At 50.9% G+C, this 19,305-nt stretch carries 16 protein-coding genes; 7 read left to right on the top strand and 9 right to left on the bottom strand.

What is annotated here, in order from left to right; all coding sequences use genetic code 11:
- Positions 1–2: 2 nt before the first annotated feature.
- Together surA and lptD are read right to left on the bottom strand one after the other, a co-directional pair.
- The gene (gene surA, locus L2725_RS08355; RefSeq protein WP_249248513.1) at positions 3–1,301 is read right to left on the bottom strand and encodes a peptidylprolyl isomerase SurA; all 1,299 of its coding nucleotides are present in this window, start codon (positions 1,299–1,301) and stop codon (positions 3–5) included.
- Positions 1,302–1,440: 139 nt separating this feature from the next.
- Complete coding sequence (gene lptD, locus L2725_RS08350) at positions 1,441–3,753, bottom strand: LPS assembly protein LptD (protein ID WP_249248666.1); 2,313 nt, start codon at positions 3,751–3,753, stop codon at positions 1,441–1,443.
- Positions 3,754–3,915: 162 nt separating this feature from the next.
- Between lptD and L2725_RS08345 the strand changes: the two genes are divergently transcribed.
- Genes L2725_RS08345 through djlA form a run of 3 tightly spaced genes read left to right on the top strand, consistent with a single transcriptional unit; the run spans position 3,916 to position 6,408 of the window.
- Positions 3,916–4,920 carry an aminoglycoside phosphotransferase family protein gene (locus tag L2725_RS08345; protein WP_346429387.1) on the top strand — a complete coding sequence of 335 codons (1,005 nt, stop codon included), beginning with the start codon at positions 3,916–3,918 and terminating at the stop codon, positions 4,918–4,920.
- Positions 4,921–4,923: 3 nt separating this feature from the next.
- Positions 4,924–5,598 carry an N-acetylmuramate alpha-1-phosphate uridylyltransferase MurU gene (murU, locus tag L2725_RS08340; protein WP_249248511.1) on the top strand — a complete coding sequence of 225 codons (675 nt, stop codon included), beginning with the start codon at positions 4,924–4,926 and terminating at the stop codon, positions 5,596–5,598.
- Between the two features lie 30 nt (positions 5,599–5,628).
- Positions 5,629–6,408, top strand: coding sequence for a co-chaperone DjlA (gene djlA / locus L2725_RS08335; RefSeq protein ID WP_249248510.1), 780 nt, complete (start codon positions 5,629–5,631; stop codon positions 6,406–6,408).
- Positions 6,409–6,730: 322 nt separating this feature from the next.
- On the opposite strand, the gene L2725_RS08325 is transcribed toward djlA, so the two are convergent.
- The 3 genes from L2725_RS08325 to L2725_RS08315 form a co-directional block, all read right to left on the bottom strand.
- Entirely contained in the window at positions 6,731–7,087 is a 357-nt protein-coding gene (locus tag L2725_RS08325) for a DUF4870 family protein (protein WP_249248508.1), read from the bottom strand.
- 100 nt (positions 7,088–7,187) lie between these two features.
- Complete coding sequence (locus tag L2725_RS08320) at positions 7,188–8,669, bottom strand: FMN-binding glutamate synthase family protein (protein WP_249248507.1); 1,482 nt, start codon at positions 8,667–8,669, stop codon at positions 7,188–7,190.
- Between the two features lie 251 nt (positions 8,670–8,920).
- Positions 8,921–9,754 carry an enoyl-CoA hydratase/isomerase family protein gene (locus L2725_RS08315; RefSeq protein ID WP_249248506.1) on the bottom strand — a complete coding sequence of 278 codons (834 nt, stop codon included), beginning with the start codon at positions 9,752–9,754 and terminating at the stop codon, positions 8,921–8,923.
- Between the two features lie 121 nt (positions 9,755–9,875).
- On the opposite strand from L2725_RS08315, the gene L2725_RS08310 reads away from it, so the two are divergent.
- Positions 9,876–10,832 (top strand): LysR family transcriptional regulator, encoded by a 957-nt coding sequence (locus tag L2725_RS08310; RefSeq protein WP_249248505.1) that lies wholly within the window; start codon positions 9,876–9,878, stop codon positions 10,830–10,832.
- Positions 10,833–10,939: 107 nt separating this feature from the next.
- On the opposite strand, the gene L2725_RS08305 is transcribed toward L2725_RS08310, so the two are convergent.
- Both L2725_RS08305 and L2725_RS08300 read right to left on the bottom strand, forming a co-directional pair.
- A complete protein-coding gene (locus tag L2725_RS08305; protein WP_249248503.1) occupies positions 10,940–11,983 on the bottom strand; it encodes a GMP reductase in 1,044 nt (347 codons plus the stop codon).
- A gap of 578 nt (positions 11,984–12,561) precedes the next feature.
- Positions 12,562–14,853, bottom strand: coding sequence for a penicillin acylase family protein (locus L2725_RS08300; protein ID WP_249248501.1), 2,292 nt, complete (start codon positions 14,851–14,853; stop codon positions 12,562–12,564).
- A gap of 387 nt (positions 14,854–15,240) precedes the next feature.
- Between L2725_RS08300 and nudB the strand changes: the two genes are divergently transcribed.
- Positions 15,241–15,693 (top strand): dihydroneopterin triphosphate diphosphatase, encoded by a 453-nt coding sequence (gene nudB, locus L2725_RS08295; RefSeq protein ID WP_249248500.1) that lies wholly within the window; start codon positions 15,241–15,243, stop codon positions 15,691–15,693.
- 61 nt (positions 15,694–15,754) lie between these two features.
- Here the strand turns inward: nudB and L2725_RS08290 are convergent, their stop codons facing one another.
- Both L2725_RS08290 and L2725_RS08285 read right to left on the bottom strand, forming a co-directional pair.
- A complete protein-coding gene (locus tag L2725_RS08290; protein ID WP_249248499.1) occupies positions 15,755–16,978 on the bottom strand; it encodes a DEAD/DEAH box helicase in 1,224 nt (407 codons plus the stop codon).
- Between the two features lie 81 nt (positions 16,979–17,059).
- Positions 17,060–18,190, bottom strand: coding sequence for a methyltransferase (locus tag L2725_RS08285; protein ID WP_249248498.1), 1,131 nt, complete (start codon positions 18,188–18,190; stop codon positions 17,060–17,062).
- Positions 18,191–18,283: 93 nt separating this feature from the next.
- Here L2725_RS08285 and L2725_RS08280 point away from each other — a divergent pair, with 93 nt between their 5' ends.
- Both L2725_RS08280 and L2725_RS08275 read left to right on the top strand, forming a co-directional pair.
- Positions 18,284–18,883 (top strand): alpha-ketoglutarate-dependent dioxygenase AlkB family protein, encoded by a 600-nt coding sequence (locus tag L2725_RS08280; RefSeq protein ID WP_249248497.1) that lies wholly within the window; start codon positions 18,284–18,286, stop codon positions 18,881–18,883.
- Between the two features lie 58 nt (positions 18,884–18,941).
- Entirely contained in the window at positions 18,942–19,241 is a 300-nt protein-coding gene (locus L2725_RS08275) for a BolA family protein (protein WP_249248496.1), read from the top strand.
- Positions 19,242–19,305: the final 64 nt, after the last annotated feature.

Genomic DNA, 19,305 nt, shown 5'->3' with positions numbered 1-19,305 from the left:
TGTTACTCTCCGCTTTGGTCGTACACATGAATGTACGCATCACTGCGCATTTCGTCCAGCCAGTTCTGTAGCTCTTCGTTGAACTTGCGACGGAAGATCAGTTGGTGTGCGCGGTTGGTATTGAACTTGTCTGTTGCGTCGGATGTACGACGGTCTTCAAGTTGTACTATGTGCCAACCATGACTGGAGCGGAATGGCTCACTGATTTGACCTTTTTTCAGCTCATTAAGCGTGTTGGCAAAGGCCGGAACATACAGAGTTGGCTCCGCCCAGCCCAGTTCACCGCCCTTTGCTGCACTGCCCGGATCTTCTGAATACTGACGGGCCAGGTCGGCAAAGTCAGCCTTGCCTTCGCGGATCTCTTTCACAAACTTATCCAGCATCGCCTTGGCTCTATCTTCGGAAAGAATCGGAGATGGCTTGAGCAGAATGTGACGGGATTTCACTTCATTGATTTCCTGAGTCTGCATACCGCGGATATCCATTACCTTGATGATATGGAAACCGCTGCCACTCTTGATAGGGCCAATGATATCGCCTTTCTTGGCACCATTGACCACTTCGGCAAACAGAGTAGGCATCTCATTGATGTTCATATAATCCCAAACACCACCTTCCAGTGCTTTAGGGCCGGAAGAGGCTGCGATGGCTACCTGACGGAAGTCAGCACCTTCGTTCAGTCGCTTAAGTACAGCATCAGCGCGCTTCTGGGCACCTTCCAGTTCAGCGGAAGTCGGGTTTGAAGGCAGTTCAATCAGAATGTGGCCAATCTGAAACTCAACATTCTTCATGCCCTGTTCTTCGATCATTTTGACCAGTGCAGAGATCTCCTGAGGAGAGATTTGGATACGACGCTGTACCTGAATACGCTGGACTTCACCCAGGGTGATCTCTTCACGCAACTGTTCACGGTACTGGCTGAAGCTGATGCCGGATGACTCAACCGCCTGACGCAGCTGAGCAACAGTCATATTCTGTTCTTTGGCAATGTTCTCTATGGTTTGGTCGAGCTGCAGATCGCCGACATGCAGACCCATGCGATCGGCCATTTGCAGCTGAAGGCGGGTCAGAATAAGACGCTCGATAACCTGAGTGCGCAGCGCCTGCTCAGAAGGCAACGCCTGACCGGACTCGGCAGCATTGCGCTTTACCTCGGAGATCATATTGTCGATTTCACTTTGCAGAATCACGCCATCGTTAATCTGCACTGCCACCGCATCCAGCTGTTGCTGGGCGGCAAAAGCCGTTTGGCTCATTACCAGGGTCAGAAAAGCTACAATCAGTCTGTTAATGGGTTTCATCCAAAAATCCTTGGCCTCATAAAATCAGGCCCTATGCCTGATTTGGTTTCGTTATTGGACTGCCGGTCCGCTAAGTGGTTCAGCAATCTATCACATTTTTATGCCCTTGAGGCGGGTTGGGCTCTCAATGGAGCCGGTTTCAGTTTCTCAGGTACAGTGGCTTGCGGTAGTTAAACAGGCCTTCGTTCAGCATATCTGCTACGCCCAGTGGGCCCGAGCCACCTAAGCCTTTTATCACAAAGTTCAGATACACACCGCTTTCAAACTGGTCACGGGGATCCGGTACTGTGGCGATATCATCGTCATAGTTGGTTTTAATACGGTAGTGGTAACTCAGACGCACAGCCCAGCAGCAGGATTCATACTGAATACCTGTATAGGTTTCGATACTGCGGCTTTCATTCAGGTCATAGTACCAGTTGCCCACAAAGTAGAGGTCATCACGGATGGGCCAGGCACCACGAATACCTGCCTGGGATATGTCGACCCTGTCATTGGTATTGGTGTTCAGCAGATCCGGAATATAACGGTAGCTCAGCTGTACCAGCTTGTTGGCGCCGGGACGATAATCCAGAGTGAATTCAGACTTTTTATTGTCCTGCTCTTTGGTGTCGTACTGAACCGAACCACTGAAATAGAAATCTTCGTAAAGCTTGGCATCCATCTCGGCAGCCAGCACTGAGAACGACGGAGTTTCTTCCACCAGTTCCGGCAACAGGTTGACCTTATTGTCTTCCAGATAAAAGATTTGACCGATACTGAACTTCAGCTGCTCTTCGTTATGGTCGTCGAACAGGCGGCTGGTGACACCTAAAGTAACCTGATTGGCGTTGGCAATGCGGTCCAGACCTGCATATCTGCGGTCGCGGAACAGGCCGTAAAAGTCATCTTGCAGTGCGGCTGTGTCGTACAGGCCAATATCTGACTGATCCTGATACCCCACATACAGATACTGGATTTGAGGCTCCAGAGTCTGACGGTAATTCACATCAAACAGTTTGGTCTGACGCTCAAAGTTAATCTGACCATAGAGGCGCGCCTGAGGAATGGTGCGGCTGACATGTTCACTCAGACCTGAGTCATTGGCAAAGTCACGCTGCCAGTAGTTGGTCTGATACAGCTTAAGTTCACTGACAAATGAGCCTGCCGGACCATAAATAGGGTAACTGAGCGAAGGTTCAACATGCAGTCGGGTTGCAGTTGGAATTGTCTGGCCTGCCAGCGACAGCTCTCCTGCATCTTTATGGGCGAAGTTGGTCACTTCTGATGCGAAAGAGAAGTCCAGGTTCTGCCAAAGTGAAGGAGAGAAGTAGTTAAAGCTCACCTGAGGCATTACCTGATATGGCTCGTCGGTTTCGCCCAGAACCTTAATATCCTGCGCACGAATACCTGCGTTCCAGTTGTTCTGGAAATAGGCAATCTCACCCACACGGGACAACTGGTTGTCAGTGGCCTGAGCCACGTCGGAATTCAGGTCGTTAAAATAGTTGTTGTCTGACACATCTGTGTAGTCAGCCAATACCCGCCAGTTCTTATCGATGGCACCCTGATGATTCCAGTGGTAGAGATAACGGTCAGGATTACCTGAAATACTTCTGTCTTTGTCCAGGTATTCCAGATTGATTTGGCCCTGCTGCGCATCCCCCGCCAGATAGCGGAATTCGTTTTTCAGGAACAGACCCCGATTGGACATGTAATTTGGGGTAATTGTCATATCGTATTCAGGTGCGATATTCCAATACCAGGGTACTGCCACTTCCACACCATTGGTTGAGCTGGTACTGAAGGTGGGGAACAGCAGGCCGGTTTTGCGCTTGTCTGAAACCGGCACTGTCATATAAGGCACATAGAGCACGGGAACGCCCGCGATTCTCAGTCTGGCATCCCAGATCTCACCCCATTCATCACTGGAGTCGATTTTGATCTTCTCTGCTTCCAGCAACCATGAGCTGTCACCCGGCGGGCAGGTGGTGAAATTGGTTTCACTCAGCAGCAGATTATTGTCCGGGGTGATCTCCAACTCATTGGCGTCACCATGCACCTGCTGGCCATGGAGCCAATACTGAGCGCCCTTAAGGGTGGCACTGTTATTTTGCATACGTGCCTGCAGAGACTCAGCCGTTACTGTGAAGGCACTGTCCTGAAATACCAGATTGCCATTGGCATCCAGCTGTTCATTCTCCTGATCCAGTACCGCTTCATCAGCTTTAATCAAACGATTTCCCTGGGTCACAGTAACATCGCCGGAAAACCTGGCCTGCTTACCCATCTGAGCTTCAGAGTCCTGAGAGCTGATACGGATAACCTGATTATTCTCATCAGTAGAGGGCTGAACTGCAGGAACCGGCACAGGCGGCTGGACAACACATTGAGATGCGCTCGGAGCGGGGGCTTCGCCTGCAATAACGAGTTGAGGTAACAGGCTCAGGGCCACAAGGTAACGGATCTGCATCTTGAACAATAAAATTTGTGATTTCTTTGTCTGGACAAAAATCGGAGGGAAAGGTTGCATCCAAGCGCTTGCAACTCAGTCAAACCAAGAAATTCATACTCTTGGCTGTTTCCGGATGTTATGGCGGGTATAATAAAGCAATTTTTCTCCAAGAGCCACGAGATGACCTTGTCTGACCCGAGATTTCTTTGTCTGCACCAATGGTTGCAGCAAGAGTTAGCCGCCGATTTTTCCATCGAACTTATCTCCGGTGATGCCAGTTTTCGCCGTTATTTTCGGGTTGTCACAGCCAAAAATACCCTGATTGCAGTGGACTCTCCTCCAGAGCTGGTTCCCATCAAGCCCTTTGTTGACATGGATCTGGCATTTGCCGATGCGGGGCTGAACGTCCCTGCAATGATTGCAACTGATGAAGCTCAGGGATTGATGCTGCTTGAGGATCTTGGAGATATCCAACTGGGTATGCTGCTGACACGGGATAATGCTGCTGACTGGTATCAGCAAGCTCTGGATTTGCTTCCTGCGGTTTACCGGGTCACCGAGGCCGGAGCCAAAGCTTTGCCTGATTATGATGCCGCTTTTGTCCAACGTGAGCTGGATATCTTCAACGAGTGGCTCCTGCAGGCGCACCTGCAACTGGAGCATGTGCCCCATCAATTACTTCAATCATGTTTTGACCTGCTGATAACCAGCGCTATGGAACAGCCAAAAGGCGGTATGCACAGGGACTATCACAGCCGTAATCTGATGGTGAAAGACAATCAGTTGGTGGTGATAGATTTTCAGGATGCAGTTTGTGGCCCAATCAGCTACGACCCGGTTTCACTGCTGCGAGACTGCTATGTGCGTTGGGATGATAAGTTGGTCAGCGAACTGCGACAATACTATTTCAACCTGCTCAGGCAACAGGGGATGCTGGCGGCTGAGGTCAGTGAACAGCAGTTCAGTCGGTGGTTTGATTTGATGGGGCTGCAACGCCATATCAAGGCGGCGGGCATTTTTGCCCGACTTCACCACAGAGATGGCAAGAGTGGTTATTTGAAAGATATTCCACTGACCCTGACTTACATTGTTGATATCGCCAGACGCTATCCTGAATTACAGGCTTTGGGTGACTGGGTTGAAGCGGTCGTTGTTGCCGAACTTGATAAAAAAGGACAGTTGTAACCCATGAGAGCCATGATTCTGGCCGCAGGACGCGGCGAGCGTTTGCGACCACTCACTGATACCTGCCCAAAACCTCTGGTAAAAGCCTGTGGCAAGCCCCTGATTCAGTACCATCTTGAAAACCTGGCCCGCGCCGGATTCAGCACTGTGGTGATCAATCATGCCTGGTTGGGGCATATGTTGGAAGAGACACTGGGGGATGGCAGCCGCTGGGGGCTGGAGATTATTTACAGCCCTGAAGGTACCGCGCTGGAAACCGGCGGTGGCATCAAAAAAGCACTGCCTCTATTGAGCCCAAATGGTCAGGACCCTTTTTTCGTCATCAATGGCGATATCTTCATCGATGACCTGCCATCAGATTTGATGCTGCCGACAGGTAAACTCGCACACCTGTTTTTGGTGAGCAACCCAGAGAATCATCCGAATGGTGACTTTGTGCTTGAACAAGGTCTGGTTTCTGAGGATGAAGATAAACCCAGGCTGACATTCGCCGGTATGGGCGTGTATCATCCGGCTCTTTTTGATGATTCACCGCAGGGGCCTTTCGGGACACCATTGTTGCTGAGAAAACAAATGCCATTGCAAAAGATATCGGGCACGCATTTTCAGGGATATTGGCTCGACGTAGGTACGGTTGAGCGGTTGAAGGGTCTGGAAGCCAGACTGACACATATCTAACTCTTACTCAGGATAATTACAGGAATTTCCATGCGCATTTGGGGGAAGTTTTTCGGCGTTGGCATAGGTTTTATGTTCGGCAAGTTTGCCGGCGCACTGCTGGGGTTGGTGTTGGGTCATTGGTGGGATACCCGGGCCGGTAAATTAAAAGCGATGCGCCGACATGGAAGTAATCGTCAGGCGGTATTTTTTAACTCTACCTTTGCGGTGATGGGGCATGTTGCCAAAGCATCGGGCCGGGTCACTGAGGATGATATTCGTCTGGCCAGCCTAGTAATGGATCAAATGCGTCTGGATGGACAGGCCCGTAAAGACGCCCAACAGGCATTCAGAGATGGTAAGGGTGCTGATTTTGATCTTAAAGGTTGCCTGCGGGCATTCCGGATCCTGACTCTGGGTCGCCCTGAGCTTTTGAAGATGTTTCTGGAAATTCAGATCCAGACCGCTTTGGCTGATGGCGAACTGCACCCGAGGGAGCAGCAGATCCTGCAGGTGATAGCCAAAGAGCTTGGGTTTAACGCAGCAGCATTGAATGAGTTGCTAAGCCGTTGGCAGGCTGAATTCCGGTTTCGTCAGGGCGGCGGCTCTGCGGTGCAACCCATTGAAGAAGCCTATAAGGTGTTGGGGATTGCTGCCTCATCCAGCGATCAGGATGTTAAGCGCGCATACCGTAAACTGATGAATGAGCACCACCCCGATAAATTGGTGGCCAAAGGCTTACCACCTGAGATGATGGAGCTTGCCAAACAAACTGCTCAGGATGTGCAAAAGGCCTATGACAGAATCAAGGTAGAGCGGGGAATGCGTTAGTCAATAGGGTCTGTTGACCTTTGGAGATGGTTTTTGCAGCTCTTTGTCGTTGTTTTATACAAAGCAACGCGATTGAAGTGTAGTTGTTCTACATAAATGAGCGTTAATGCAGTAGAAAGCGACGACAAACGCTGCCCGAAGGGCTCGGCTATACGCGCTTTACTCTTTGTTGCAAGGTATTTGCTTAGGCCCACTAGGCGGCACACTTTGCGTCGCGATTAAAGCGCGTCTATCTCGAGCAAAATTCAACCATGAAAGGTCAACAGACCCTAAATATAAAAAGGGGAGCCACGGCTCCCCTTAGTTTTAGTTATTGGTAATGTTAGAACAACCAGGTCGTTGGATTGTCAATTGGCTGCTTCTTGTCCAGCGCCTGGAAGCCTTTAATGCAGCGAACGATTAACCAGACAAGCCAGAACATCCAGATCAGGTAACCAATCAGCACCAAAGCCAGCACTGTACCGACGAACATCAGCAGCAGGCCGATCCAGAAGGTGCGGATCTGGTACTGATAGTGGGTCTGCACCCAGTCGTCTGCTTCACTGCGATTCACATAAGCCAGCACTACGCCAACAATACCTGTAACCCCAATAAACAGACCGACCAAATACAGCAGGTACACAATTTTGGCATTGCCTTCACCAGTATCACGGTTCACTTCAGTGTATTCCTGTGTCATTTCACATCCTCCTTGAGTGATAAGTTATCTGTGAAAGTATGCCTGCACAAACATCTGGCTTACAAGTGTTGCCGTTTGTTTCTCGTTTAAAACAGCAGGGCTAATGATACTGCTCATAGAGTTTGTCCATCGCCACTGACAAGCTGTTGTCACAGACTATGCGCACATGTTCCGGACACAGCTTACGCACGTTATCCACGCCACAGGAATGAGCAATCAAGCCCACGCCGTAGTGCATGTACTTGTTGTAGTTGGCTACCCGCTCCGCTTTGTCTTCCACATCCAACCCTTGCTGCAATTTGACGTTATGAGTGGTAATCCCGGTTGGGCAGGTGTTTTTGTTGCATTGCAGCGCCTGAATGCAGCCAAGGGCGAACATGTTGCCCCTGGCAGACACTATGGCGTCTGCGCCGGTTGCCAGCGCCCAGGCCACTTTGCCCGGGGTGATTAGTTTGCCTGAGGCAATGATTCTGATTCTGTCCTGCAGCCCATGCTTTTTACGCAGAGCGATGACCAAAGGCAGGCTTTCCTGCAGAGGCAGCCCCACATAGTCCATCAAAGGTTGTGGTGCGGCACCGGTGCCGCCATCTGCACTGTCTATGGTGATAAAGTCCGGGCCAAGTTGCGGGTCTCTTTCGCTTATCTCCTTCAGCAGGTCGTCCAACCAGGCTGACAGTCCCACCACAAGTTTGAAGCCGCAGGGCTTACCTGTTACCTGTCTGATATGAGCAACCATATCCAGCAGATCTGTGGTTGAATTGATATCCGGATGCCGGTTTGGACTGTAGGAGTCCTGACCCACCGGAATACCGCGGATGTTGGCAATCTCTTCGGATACTTTGGCACCGGGCAACATACCACCTTTACCAGGCTTGGCCCCCTGACTCAGTTTGAGCTCAAACATGCGTACCTGCTCATGAGCGGCGATCTGTTTCAGCTTTTCATCGCTCAGTTTGCCATCTCTGTCCCGCACGCCATATTTGGCAGTACCAATTTGAAATACTATGTCCGCGCCGCCCTGCAGATGGTAGGGGCTCAACCCACCTTCTCCTGTATTCATCCAGCATCCTGCCTGTTTTGCCCCTTTTGATAGCGCCAGCACAGCGCGGGAAGAAAGTGCGCCATAACTCATACCCGAGATATTGAATACCGAAGAGGTGGAGAACGGCTTTGGCTGAGAGGGGCCGAAGGTGATATCACTGGGTTGAGAGGCGTCCTCCTCCAACGTGGGGAAGGGATGGTTCATAAACAAAATTGTGCCGCTGGGGTTGAGGTTGCGGGTAGAGCCAAAAGCTATGGTGCGGTCAACATTCTTGGCGGCACGGTAAACCCAGCTGCGCTCAGCGCGGTTAAAGGGCATCTCCTCCCTGTCCTGGGCAAAAAAGTATTGGCGGAAAAACTCGCCCTGCTTTTCAAAAAAGTATCTGAAACGGCCAATCACCGGATAGTTGCGGCGAATTGCGTGGGTTTGCTGGTGCTTGTCTGCGAAGTACATATAGATAATCCAGACCACGACACAGCCTACCGCCAATAGAAAAAGGCTGGTCATCAGATCCAGAAAGTTGATCAACATAGTGTCCATCAAAAAGTCCCCTGTCATTGCGTCAGATAAATTCTGGTCACAGCACAAGACCGAATAGAGGAAGGTTTTGGCACGGTTTGGCCCTGCGTGAGAGCCAGACTTACCACTCAGTTAAACACATTCTGGATAGAAATTGAGGGGTAGGTAAACACAGACAGGACGACTTTATATCGTCCTGTCTCGGGTATATTGAACTTGTATAGTTGAAGTTTGCTAGCCATGTTCACAGGTCAACAGACCCTGGTAGAGCATTACTTCAGTGTGGCCAACTCCTGGGCTGTATCCACAAAGATACCCTGAATGTCTCTGGCTTCACGCTCAGTTTGACCACCATGTTTTAAAAACGCTTCAATAATCTGCTGCGTCTTATTTTCACCGGCACGGCTGAGGAAGTAGCGCAGTTCCAGCTCGGCACCCGCCTCTTGATCTATGATGGAGGTCGCAATAATTTCTTTGTACATCTGTATATCGCGCACTTCCAATGAAGCGATGACGCCAAGGGTTTGTGCTAGGAAGGTATCCATTTCAGCCTTGGGTACAAATTGGGTGATGATATTCAGTGCTTCTGCCTGTTTGGCGCTGAAGTCGTTGCCCAGCAGTAAAGCCTGCAGTGCCTTACCTTTACCCAAACGACGGGCAAACTGAACGGCACCCTGACCGCCGGTTGGAATATTCACGTGGATCTCAGGCTGGGCAAACGCCGCATTTTCAGTGCCGTATGCCAGGTCGCAGGCCATCACAAACTCGTTACCGCCACCCCTGGCGACACCATCCACCACGGCAACAGAAATCTGCTTCATCTTTTTGATGTTGGTAATCATGTGATTGAATTCAATCGATGCAGCCTGTCCGCCCTGAGTCCCATTGATAACGTTCAAGTCCAGGTGTGCCAGAAAAAATGCGGCGTGAAGGGATTTGAACACGACTACCTTGATATCCCTGTTGTCCTGCAGTGACATAATAAAGTGATTGAGCTCATTAATCAGGTCTATGGTCAGCACATTCACAGGTGGGTTTTGGATGGAGACTGTGGCAATGCCATTTTGTTCGCTGATAGCCAGTTTACTGTAGTGTTTGCTTGTCATAATTTGCTCCTTAAAGGCACCGTTTGCCCGTTTGTTATTGAGCAATATAAAGCTGTTATTGGAGATGAAAAATCCGTAAATTGGCACAATATTGATGCTGTATTTGCAACAATGAGGTGTTATGGACTTTTCCAATCGTTTATTGCTTTTGCTTGAGGTGGTTGAGCAAGGCTCGTTTTCACGGGTTGCGGATCTGCGCAACCTGGATCGTTCTGTGGTGTCAAAGCAGATCGCCAGATTGGAGCAGGAATTGGGAGTGCGTCTGCTAAATCGAACCACCCGTTCGCTGGCGCTGACCGCAGCAGGCAGTGAAGTAGTGTCACAAGCCCATCAGCTGAGGGCACTTTTGAACAATACCCAGAGGGTGGCACAGAACTACCATACTGAGCTGGCCGGTAAATTGAGAATAGCCAGCACCACTGATTTTGGCCGCCAATATGTACAGCAAGCGGTGTTGGCGTTTCAACAAGCGCATCCCCAGGTTGAGATAGAGCTGAGACTGGAAGACAGGATTGTCGATCTTGTTGGAGAAGGGTTTGATTTGGGCTTTCGTTTGGGTAAGCCCAGAGACTCCAGCCTAATTACCCGTAGACTTGCCCGAAACCGCTTATTAATTGTGGCCTCTCCTGACTTTATTGAGCGTTTTGGGGCGATAGACACAATTGCAAAACTTGAGGCTGCGCCTGCCGCTGTCTATTCTGCTCCGGGCAATTTGCTGGACAAGTTCAGCTATCTTGATAACAGAGAACAAACTCAATATTTTCACTTGAATGCGGTTTATCGTGTGAATGACGCAAGAATGATCGTACAGGCAGCGGTCGCCGGAAATTTGTTGGCAGTTGTCACCGCGCAGATGCTCGGGCGGGAGGTCCTTGAAGGACGATTAGTCCCTGTAATGACACACTTGCCGTTAGAAGAGCTGGGAACCTTCTATGCCGTCTATCCCCATCGTGATGCCCCGATGAAAACCAAGACATTTATTGATTTACTCAGATCGATAGTTGGAGAGGAAGTACCGGTATGGGAGCAGAATATCCCTGGATTTAGCCAGATGTACTGCCCGCTTAAGGTGCAGTAATCTTAATTTGGTAGATATTGGAGTGCGACAAAATAGCAAAAAGCGCGGGACAGTGCCCGCGCTTAATTTATTTCCCCTGAGAGTAGGGAAGGAGTAGAGCGACTAGATCACTCTTTACCGTATACGTTGTTTTCCTGCTCTTGCACACGGATAAAGGTAGTGCGCTTGGTCAGCTCTTTCAGCTTGGCCGCACCTACATAGGTACAGGTTGAACGTACGCCACCCAGGATATCGGCGATGGTGTATTCAACACTGCCGCGGAATGGCAGCAATACAGTTTTACCTTCAGCTGCGCGGTACTTGGCAACACCGCCAGAGTGTTTGTCCATGGCAGACTGAGAAGACATGCCATAGAACTTCATAAACTGTTTACCGTCTTGCTCGATTATCTCACCGCCACTCTCCTCGTGACCGGCCAGCATGCCACCCAGCATGACGAAATCGGCACCGCCACCGAACGCCTTGGCAACGTCACCGGCACAGGCACAACCGCCGTCACCAATGATTTGACCGCCCAGACCGTGTGCTGCATCAGCGCACTCGATAATGGCAGACAGCTGCGGGTAACCCACACCAGTCTTTACCCGGGTAGTACATACAGAGCCAGGGCCAATACCCACTTTAACTATATCTGCGCCCGCCAGGATCAGCTCTTCTACCATGTCACCCGTTACTACGTTACCCGCACTGATCACTTTGTCAGGGAACTGGGCGCGAACACGCTGAACATATTCCACCAGGTGCTCGGAGTAACCGTTGGCGATGTCGATACAGATGAAGATCAGCTCATCAGACAGGGCCATGATGTCTTGAGTCTTCTGGAAATCAGCATCAGAAGTACCGGTAGAGACCATCACATTGTTCAGAGTTTGAGTGTCAGCAGTGGCAACGAAGTCGCTCCAGTCTTGCACAGTGTAGTGCTTGTGAACTGCTGTCATACAGCCGTGTTTGGCCAGAGAGGCGGCCATGGCGAAAGAGCCTACAGAGTCCATGTTGGCGGCGATTACCGGTACGCCGGACCATTGACGACCGCTGTGCTTGAAGGTAAACTCGCGGGTTAATTCAACTTGAGATCGGCTTTTCAGGGTGGAGCGTTTCGGGCGAAACAGTACATCTTTAAAACCCAATTTCAGGTCTTGTTCGATACGCATTGAGAATTCCTCTAAGTTTGTAAACTCTGGCTGGTAACTTTAGTTTCAGACTTCCTGGGAAGTCGTCATCGGACTTTTGCTCTCACCTTGATCGCTATTGGCAGATAGTTATCAAAACGCTGAAGAGCAGGCACAAAAAAACCGGAGCGTTGGCAGACGCTCCGGTTTTCGGCATTATAGGCAGAGAAATTTCGCTGGCAATAGCTGGCGGATTAAATTTGCTGCGCCTCCAGCTTTTCTGTTTGTTTTTTCCTCAGCGTCCTCATGCTTTCTCACCTTTAGTTTCTTCGTTACTCAATGTTTTATAAAGACTTTATTATGATTTTTGAGCATGGGTGTATCTGCTGTTTTAGAACGGGAACACTGTGTTCCTAAACTCTTGCAAGCTATTGATTTGTTAATGCTTTGTTGTGGCGTTCCTGCTGTCTGAGGCTCATTCGCTGGTGTAACCGGTTTAAAGCCAGAGGCTGCTGAATGTTGGCGTGTGCCCTGAGGCGAGAGACGAAAAGCGTGAACAAAGATGGCAAAAGGGGAAACAGTTTCCCCTTGCCAGGCTTTAATCCAGATTAGTACAGGCACTACTGAGGCTGGATAGTGATGGTGTGGACGGCTGCGCCCGGTAATAAAGGCGTGCCCCTGTGGTTGGCATAATCACTAAAGCCCTTGCGATAGAACCGGGATACCGGGTTACCCGACTGGCCTCCCGGGATAGACATAATCCCGTCTTGCTCTCGTCCCGGCTGGACGATAAAGCGCTGAGAGGCACCAAAGGTGGTGGTCTGTACTGCAGGTTCAAATCTGCCACCGAAGCCGGTCACTGAGGGCATATCCAGTAGCCAGCTTAGCTGGGGGATCTGGCGACTGAACGGGTGCTGTATTTTTAATGCGTTAACTTTGCCCCAGTTAAGATCTGTCAGTCGTCCCTTGTCGCTGTACTTGGCCAGCAGTTCAGCTTTACTGTCACTGTAGATAGCCAGCATCCAGCTTTGCCAATCCTGATGTTCTGTAGGTAACCAATCCTGAGGTTGCTGCTCAAGCAGCTGCCAAACAGCGGGTTCCAAATCCCGTTTCAGTCTGCGCAGGCTCATGTTTTCCCTGTTAAGCTGGGTTTGAATTGGTGCAAACACGGCATCGAACAGCTGACTGCGGAAGTGGCTGACCAGGGTATAGCCGACAGATTCACTGCAGGCACAAGCCTGCCACTGTTCAAGCTCCCGGATATCATCGGCAAACTGCTGTGGTTGGGTGTTAAGCGTGGCCAATAACAAGGCGTGCCAGCGGCTCATAAAGATGGCCCGATTGTCCAGCTGCATTGCCATAAAGTCAGCTTCATTAAAGCTGTCGCCGGCCATCAGGTTATCCCGAATCTGCACCGAACGACTGCCAATCGCGTAGCCGCCGTTACCGAATCTCTTATCGTCTGCTGCACTGACTACCCGGCTGTTGGCGCTCCAGAGCCTGTGATGGTCCGGATTTTTCACCACGGGAACATCCCCGGCCTGGCTTTGCCATTGAGAAGAGGGGTAGTCAGAAGCGCTGACAGGCAGGGAAGACGGATTATCTCTGGCAGGTACAGCTCCGGTAAGACGCCACGCGGCGTTGCCCTGACGGTCGACAATTAGCATATTCTGCACAGGTATGCCTGCGCGCTGGGTGGCGAGCAGTCCTGCATCCACTGTGTTTGCGGTTTCCAGTGCCATCAGCTCCATATTGACCGCATAAGGCTGGTGTGCCACCCAGGACAGGGCGTACTGAGCGTCGCCAATTTTGGTCACAGGTCCATACTCTGAGGTGATCATCTGATGTTCATGAATACCCGAAGTGGATTTAAGCTGCTCTGTTTCAGTCGTGAGCTGAGTGTTGCTATCCAGAGCGACCCAGTCGGCGGTGTCGATATAGCCATTGGTGAAACCCCAGGCGATATGATTATTGGTGCCCACGACAATGGCCGGGGCGCCGGGCAGACTGACTCCGGTTACCTGAATATCGTTTCCATTGGATTGATAGTTGAGTTGTGTGCGATACCAAATAACAGGAACGTTCAAACCCAGGTGCATATCATCGGAGAGCATGGCGTGACCAGACTTGGTTAACTCGCCGGTAACCGCCCAGTTATTACTGCCCACTACCTCATCCTGCTCGATAAAGGTGTGTACTGACGTTTGCATTAATGCGTCTGGCAGGGCGGGTATAGCAAGATTATCCAGCGGCAGGGTGGAGCCATCCAGCGCAGCCTGTAAAGGATCTGTCTGGGTAATAAAGTCCACCATGGGTTGCCCCAGAGATTGCTGAATATAGGTAAGCACTTTTTCCCGCTCCACTGTACCAGCTTGCAGATCCAGATACATGGAGTAGATGGCTAACAGACTGTCCTCCGGCCGCCATGGTTCTGGTGTGGTGTTGGTAAGCAGGTATTCGAAACTTTTTACCTGTTGAGCATCCAAGGCGGTATTTACCCCAAGAGTGTATTGTCGCAGGATCTCTCGCTGCTCAGGATCAAGTTGCTCCAAAGCCATAGTGGCTCTTTTTCTGAACTGGTGAAATCTGTGCTTTTTATCCAGGGGCAGGGCGGCGTCGCCAAACAGGGCGGCAAGTTCACCGGCAGCGTTGCGACGCAGCAGATCCATCTGAAAGAATCTGTCCTGACCGTGGGCAAAGCCGAGAGCAAAAGCCGCATCAGCCCTGTCACTGGCATGAATTATCGCGTTGCCCAAGTCATCTCTGGAGAGTGTTATTGTGTCCCGGGGACCTTCGACTTGCAGTTTGCCATCCAGTGAGGGCAGGTTAGCCCACATAAGCCCATAAACTGTTGCGCCAGCCAATGCCAGTACGCCAGTCCCAAGAGCCAGGCCTTTTATTATTTTGTTCATTGCGCCTTTTCCTTTTCCACTGTCATTATTGCCGGGCAGTCCTAGGGAAGGTGCGAACAAATCCTCGCGGCACTCTGGCTTATGAGCAGAAGCGAGTTCGAGGTATTCAGATAAAGGAAGGCTGGTTGCCTTTCAAAGCTGAATACCAAAGAAATCGTGATTGCTCGAAAGCCCCGAAGGGCGAGGCTGACAGCCCTATCTGCTTTGTTGCAGTTCTTGCTAAGGACTAGGGCCATTAACTTCAAACTGCGCCGCGCATCTAGAGACTGTCACCACTCGCAGAGCACGCACGGGACTTATTCGCACCTTCCTCAGGCTTTGCAAAAATGTTAATGAATTTGCGACGCAAACTAAAGTACCAGTGTGTTTTTATACGGAGGTAAGCCCTTGAGTGACAATCAATATCGTCAGCCAGTGTCTGTGTTGGTGGTGGTTTACAGCCCTGATGGCAGGTTTTTGTTGCTGGAGCGCTGTTACCCCAAGGGGTTTTGGCAATCTGTAACTGGTGGTGTGGAGTGGGGCGAAACGCCGCGACAAAGCGCCATCAGAGAGTTGTGGGAGGAAACCGGGATCTGCATTTCACAGGCTCAGCTTGAGCTTAAAGATCATTGCAGCCAAACCCGTTACGCCATTATGCCCCAGTGGCAGAGCCGATATGCCCCGGATACCAAAGAGAACACAGAGCATCTGTTCAGTGTTTGCGTTCCGCAGAATATTAACGTGGTACTGGCTGAGCAGGAGCATACAAGTTACTGCTGGCTTGACGCTGCTGAGGCGATGGACAAGGTATTTTCAGCGACCAACCGTCAGGCAATAGCCGCGATTGCCGGGCTGGATTAGTTTTGGCTGAGGATATGGCTTACGAACGCCCGGCGCTGAATCGACCGGGCGTCAATAGGGATTAACGTCTTTTGCGGGTATTTCCGCCCAATGCACGTTTTCGCGCCCTTTGTTTCTGGGCTGCTTTGGACAGGCGTGGACTGTCATCTTCCCGCATAAGGTCAGGTTCAAAGCCCGGATACCATTGTCTTGGCAGACGGGTATCGAGCAGGACTTCCAGCTCCTCCATGGCTCTGGCATCTTTATTGGTAAAAAAGGTGATGGCCAGCCCCTTGTTGCCGGCGCGTCCGGTGCGACCGATACGGTGCACATAGTCTTCTGCCACAAATGGCAGTTCCATATTGATCACCACAGGCAGCTCATCAATATCCAGTCCCCGGGCAGCGACATCAGTGGCTATCAAAGCCTGCAGCTCACCGCTTTTAAACTCGCTCAGTACTGTATCCCGGGCTTTTTGTGACAGGTCGCCGTGAAAGGCTTTTACCTTTAGCCCTTTGCCTGCCAAATCCTGCGCCAGTTTGTCGGCACTTTGTTTGGTACGGCTGAACACCAATACCTGAGGCCATCCTTTATGGGACAGCAGGTGGTTAAGCAAAGCGGCTTTTCGGTCATCATCAACCTCATACACCTGCTGCTCAATATCCTGATTACCGGCGTTGCGCTTATCCACCTCTACCAGGGCCGGGCTGCTCAGTAATGATTTGCTGAAGCGGAAAATGCTGTCGTCGAAAGTCGCAGAAAACAGCATGGTTTGACGTTGCTTTGGCACTTTTCTCAGCACCATCTGGATTTCATCTTTGAAGCCCATATCCAGCATACGATCGGCTTCATCCAGCACCAGCCAGTTTAGGCCTCTCAAATCCACTGTGTGTTTGCGCACATGGTCAAGCAGGCGTCCCGGTGTAGCCACGACTATATCCGCCCCTTTGGCCAGTAGTTGCTGTTGTGGCTCGAACGCCGCGCCGCCATAGAGGCAGACGCTTCTGATTGGCAATCCCTGAGCATAATGGCTGATATTTTCCTGCACCTGCTGGGCCAATTCACGGGTCGGCACCAGTACCAGAGCCTTGGGTTTGCCATCGCTCTGTATGCCAAGAAGTTGATTAATGATCGGCAGAGAAAAGGCGGCAGTTTTGCCACTGCCGGTTTTGGCTCCGGCCATCAGATCTTTGCCTGCCAACACCAGAGGAATGGCGCTGGCCTGAATATCCGTAGGCGTATTAAATCCTAGGTGTTGCAGATTCGCCAGCAGACGGGCGTCGAGATTCAATGAGGCAAAAGACATGGTGGGTACCGTCAGAAATGAATTGGACTGATTGTAACAGGGTAGGAAGCAGACAACTGTCTGCTTCCTCAATATCCCGGTTTACTTGGTGGATTGCAGAATCACGAATTTGCCATTGCTGGCAACGGTCTGACAATTGCCGAATAATCGCTTGAGTTTGATGTGATAACCCAGGTGGCGATTACCGACGATATGCAATATGCCACCAGGCTTGAGACGTTTGCGGGCGTCATTGAACATCTGCCAGGCGATATGGTCGGTAATGGCTTCACCCTGATGGAAAGGCGGATTACACAGCACCAAGTCAGCCTGCAGGCCTGCATCCAGGTGGGTCAGGCAATCATCCCAGTGGAAGTGACCACGCTCCGGCTCCAGGCCATTGCTTTGCCAGTTTTCTCTGGCGCTGGCCACTGCCATTTCTGAGTCATCAACAAAGTGTACACTGGCGTCCGGATAGCAGCTGGCGGCACGTAAACCCAGCACACCGTTGCCACAACCAAGATCGATAATTTGTTGGAACTCACCCTGAGGCAAATTTTCCAGCATGATTCGGGCACCGATATCCAGCTTATTGGCAGCAAACACATTGGACAGGTTACTTAACGTCAGACCATATTCAGGCACATTCCAGCGCTGAGGCTTGGGCTCTGCTCTGGTTTTGCCATCGGCGATGGCAGTGATCACCCGGGTCTTTTTCCAGGCAAGACTGGCAGTAGCCGGACCAAAATGTTTGGCAATCAGCGCCAACAGGCTTTGATTGATGGATTTGGCCCTTGCACCAATTTGTAAGGTGCTGCCCTGTGGCATCACAGCTGACAAGCGGATCAGCTGGTGGGCAAAGTAGTTCAGGTTTTTCGGAAGCTTCATCAGTACCAAAGCCGATTGAGAGGGCAAGGTATCACGGCTGGTTAACCAGCTGATATTGTCATCCTTCAACTGGTTGCGGCTCAGGTTATGCTGAATTCCCAGCAGGCTGGTTTTGGCATCCGTTTCGACCCAGAGCTGCTCAGGGTATTTGGCGCGAATGCCGCAGGTCAGGGCACCGAAACTGTCGTTGATGATGCCGATTGGACCACTTATGTCTGCCTGTTCATCCAGCCATTTCAGCAGATGCTCGTCGGCCGCATCCCAGGCCTGCAGATTGGAGATCTGAGTCTGTGGGTAACGATGTAATTCGAGCGCTGAGCCGATGGCTGAAAACTGGGTTGTCATATGTCACACTGAGTTGATGAAACGTCAAAGTGCGGAATTATAACCTACAAAATTCAGCCAGGTGTGAATAAACACAAGGCGAACTAAAGAATTATGCAGCAGCAACTCTTTCAACAAAGCCAGGAGCCCTGGACCTGGGTTAAGGGCTATTTGAATTCCCGTCAGCAGTCACTGTTGTTGACGGAGGCCGAAGCCTATCCCTATGAAAGACCCGAGGTGACGGTTTACGGTAAGGCCCACAAGATACCCCGTACCCAAATCTGGTTTGGTGATGAGGGGGTTGAGTACAAGTATTCAGGGTTGCTTGTGGTACCCACTCCCTGGCCTTATTACGCCAATCGTTTAAGGCACCAGTTGAGCAAGGATTTTGGCTTTGTCAGCAATGGTGTGTTGGTAAACCGCTATGCCGGTGGCAGAGATTGTATGGGGTGGCACGCCGACGATGAAGATGAATTGGTGCCGGGGAGTGATATTGCCTCTGTGACTCTGGGTGAGGGACGGGACTTTGTGCTCAGACACAATGACACAGGAGAGAAGAGGATATTGCACCTTGAGTCCGGCGACCTGTTGCTGATGCATTATCCTATGCAGCAGACCTGGCAGCATAGCTTACCCAAGCGGCTTAAACAGGAGGGGACCCGCTGGAACTTTACCTTTCGGCAGCTTATTCCCGGATTCCACGCAGGCGATTGACTCATATCGCACTCGCCTTTACCCTGCGATAGCATTTTTATTTACAGAGAGCTGATGTATGAGCGTTCAGACGACAATTAGCGATAAATTGACCCAGGCTTTTTCTCCCTCTCACCTGGAAGTGATTAACGAGAGTAAGTTTCACCATGTTCCGCCAAACTCAGAAACCCACTTTAAAGTGGTGGTTGTCAGCGGTGAGTTTGAAGGTAAACGTCTGATCGCCCGTCACCGTTTGGTGAACGAGTTGCTGGCAGATGAGCTGGCTGCGGGCGTTCACGCCCTGACTATGCACACTTACACTGAGCAGGAGTGGTCGCAGCGTGAGGGTGCGCCGGACTCTCCCAAGTGTAAGGGTTGAGCTGGTTCGTCAATTAGTCAGGCCCGCCAGTCAATGAGCGGGCCTTTGTTTTTCCTGCCCCAGC

It is taken from the genome of Shewanella corallii, from assembly GCF_023349125.1.
Classification (GTDB): domain Bacteria; phylum Pseudomonadota; class Gammaproteobacteria; order Enterobacterales; family Shewanellaceae; genus Shewanella; species Shewanella corallii.
Note: the sequence above shows the minus strand (reverse complement) of the source record. Positions and strands in the feature narration are given on the sequence as shown.

Excerpts from the sequence above, each read along its gene's own strand:
- surA (WP_249248513.1), bottom strand. The coding sequence starts at position 1,301 with ATGAAACCCATTAACAGACTGATTGTAGCTTTTCTGACCCTGGTAATG.
- lptD (WP_249248666.1), bottom strand. The coding sequence starts at position 3,753 with ATGCAGATCCGTTACCTTGTGGCCCTGAGCCTGTTACCTCAACTCGTT.
- L2725_RS08345 (WP_346429387.1), top strand. The coding sequence starts at position 3,916 with ATGACCTTGTCTGACCCGAGATTTCTTTGTCTGCACCAATGGTTGCAG.
- murU (WP_249248511.1), top strand. The coding sequence starts at position 4,924 with ATGAGAGCCATGATTCTGGCCGCAGGACGCGGCGAGCGTTTGCGACCA.
- djlA (WP_249248510.1), top strand. The coding sequence starts at position 5,629 with ATGCGCATTTGGGGGAAGTTTTTCGGCGTTGGCATAGGTTTTATGTTC.
- L2725_RS08325 (WP_249248508.1), bottom strand. The coding sequence starts at position 7,087 with ATGACACAGGAATACACTGAAGTGAACCGTGATACTGGTGAAGGCAAT.
- L2725_RS08320 (WP_249248507.1), bottom strand. The coding sequence starts at position 8,669 with ATGGACACTATGTTGATCAACTTTCTGGATCTGATGACCAGCCTTTTT.
- L2725_RS08315 (WP_249248506.1), bottom strand. The coding sequence starts at position 9,754 with ATGACAAGCAAACACTACAGTAAACTGGCTATCAGCGAACAAAATGGC.
- L2725_RS08310 (WP_249248505.1), top strand. The coding sequence starts at position 9,876 with ATGGACTTTTCCAATCGTTTATTGCTTTTGCTTGAGGTGGTTGAGCAA.
- L2725_RS08305 (WP_249248503.1), bottom strand. The coding sequence starts at position 11,983 with ATGCGTATCGAACAAGACCTGAAATTGGGTTTTAAAGATGTACTGTTT.
- L2725_RS08300 (WP_249248501.1), bottom strand. The coding sequence starts at position 14,853 with ATGAACAAAATAATAAAAGGCCTGGCTCTTGGGACTGGCGTACTGGCA.
- L2725_RS08290 (WP_249248499.1), bottom strand. The coding sequence starts at position 16,978 with ATGTCTTTTGCCTCATTGAATCTCGACGCCCGTCTGCTGGCGAATCTG.
- L2725_RS08285 (WP_249248498.1), bottom strand. The coding sequence starts at position 18,190 with ATGACAACCCAGTTTTCAGCCATCGGCTCAGCGCTCGAATTACATCGT.
- L2725_RS08280 (WP_249248497.1), top strand. The coding sequence starts at position 18,284 with ATGCAGCAGCAACTCTTTCAACAAAGCCAGGAGCCCTGGACCTGGGTT.
- L2725_RS08275 (WP_249248496.1), top strand. The coding sequence starts at position 18,942 with ATGAGCGTTCAGACGACAATTAGCGATAAATTGACCCAGGCTTTTTCT.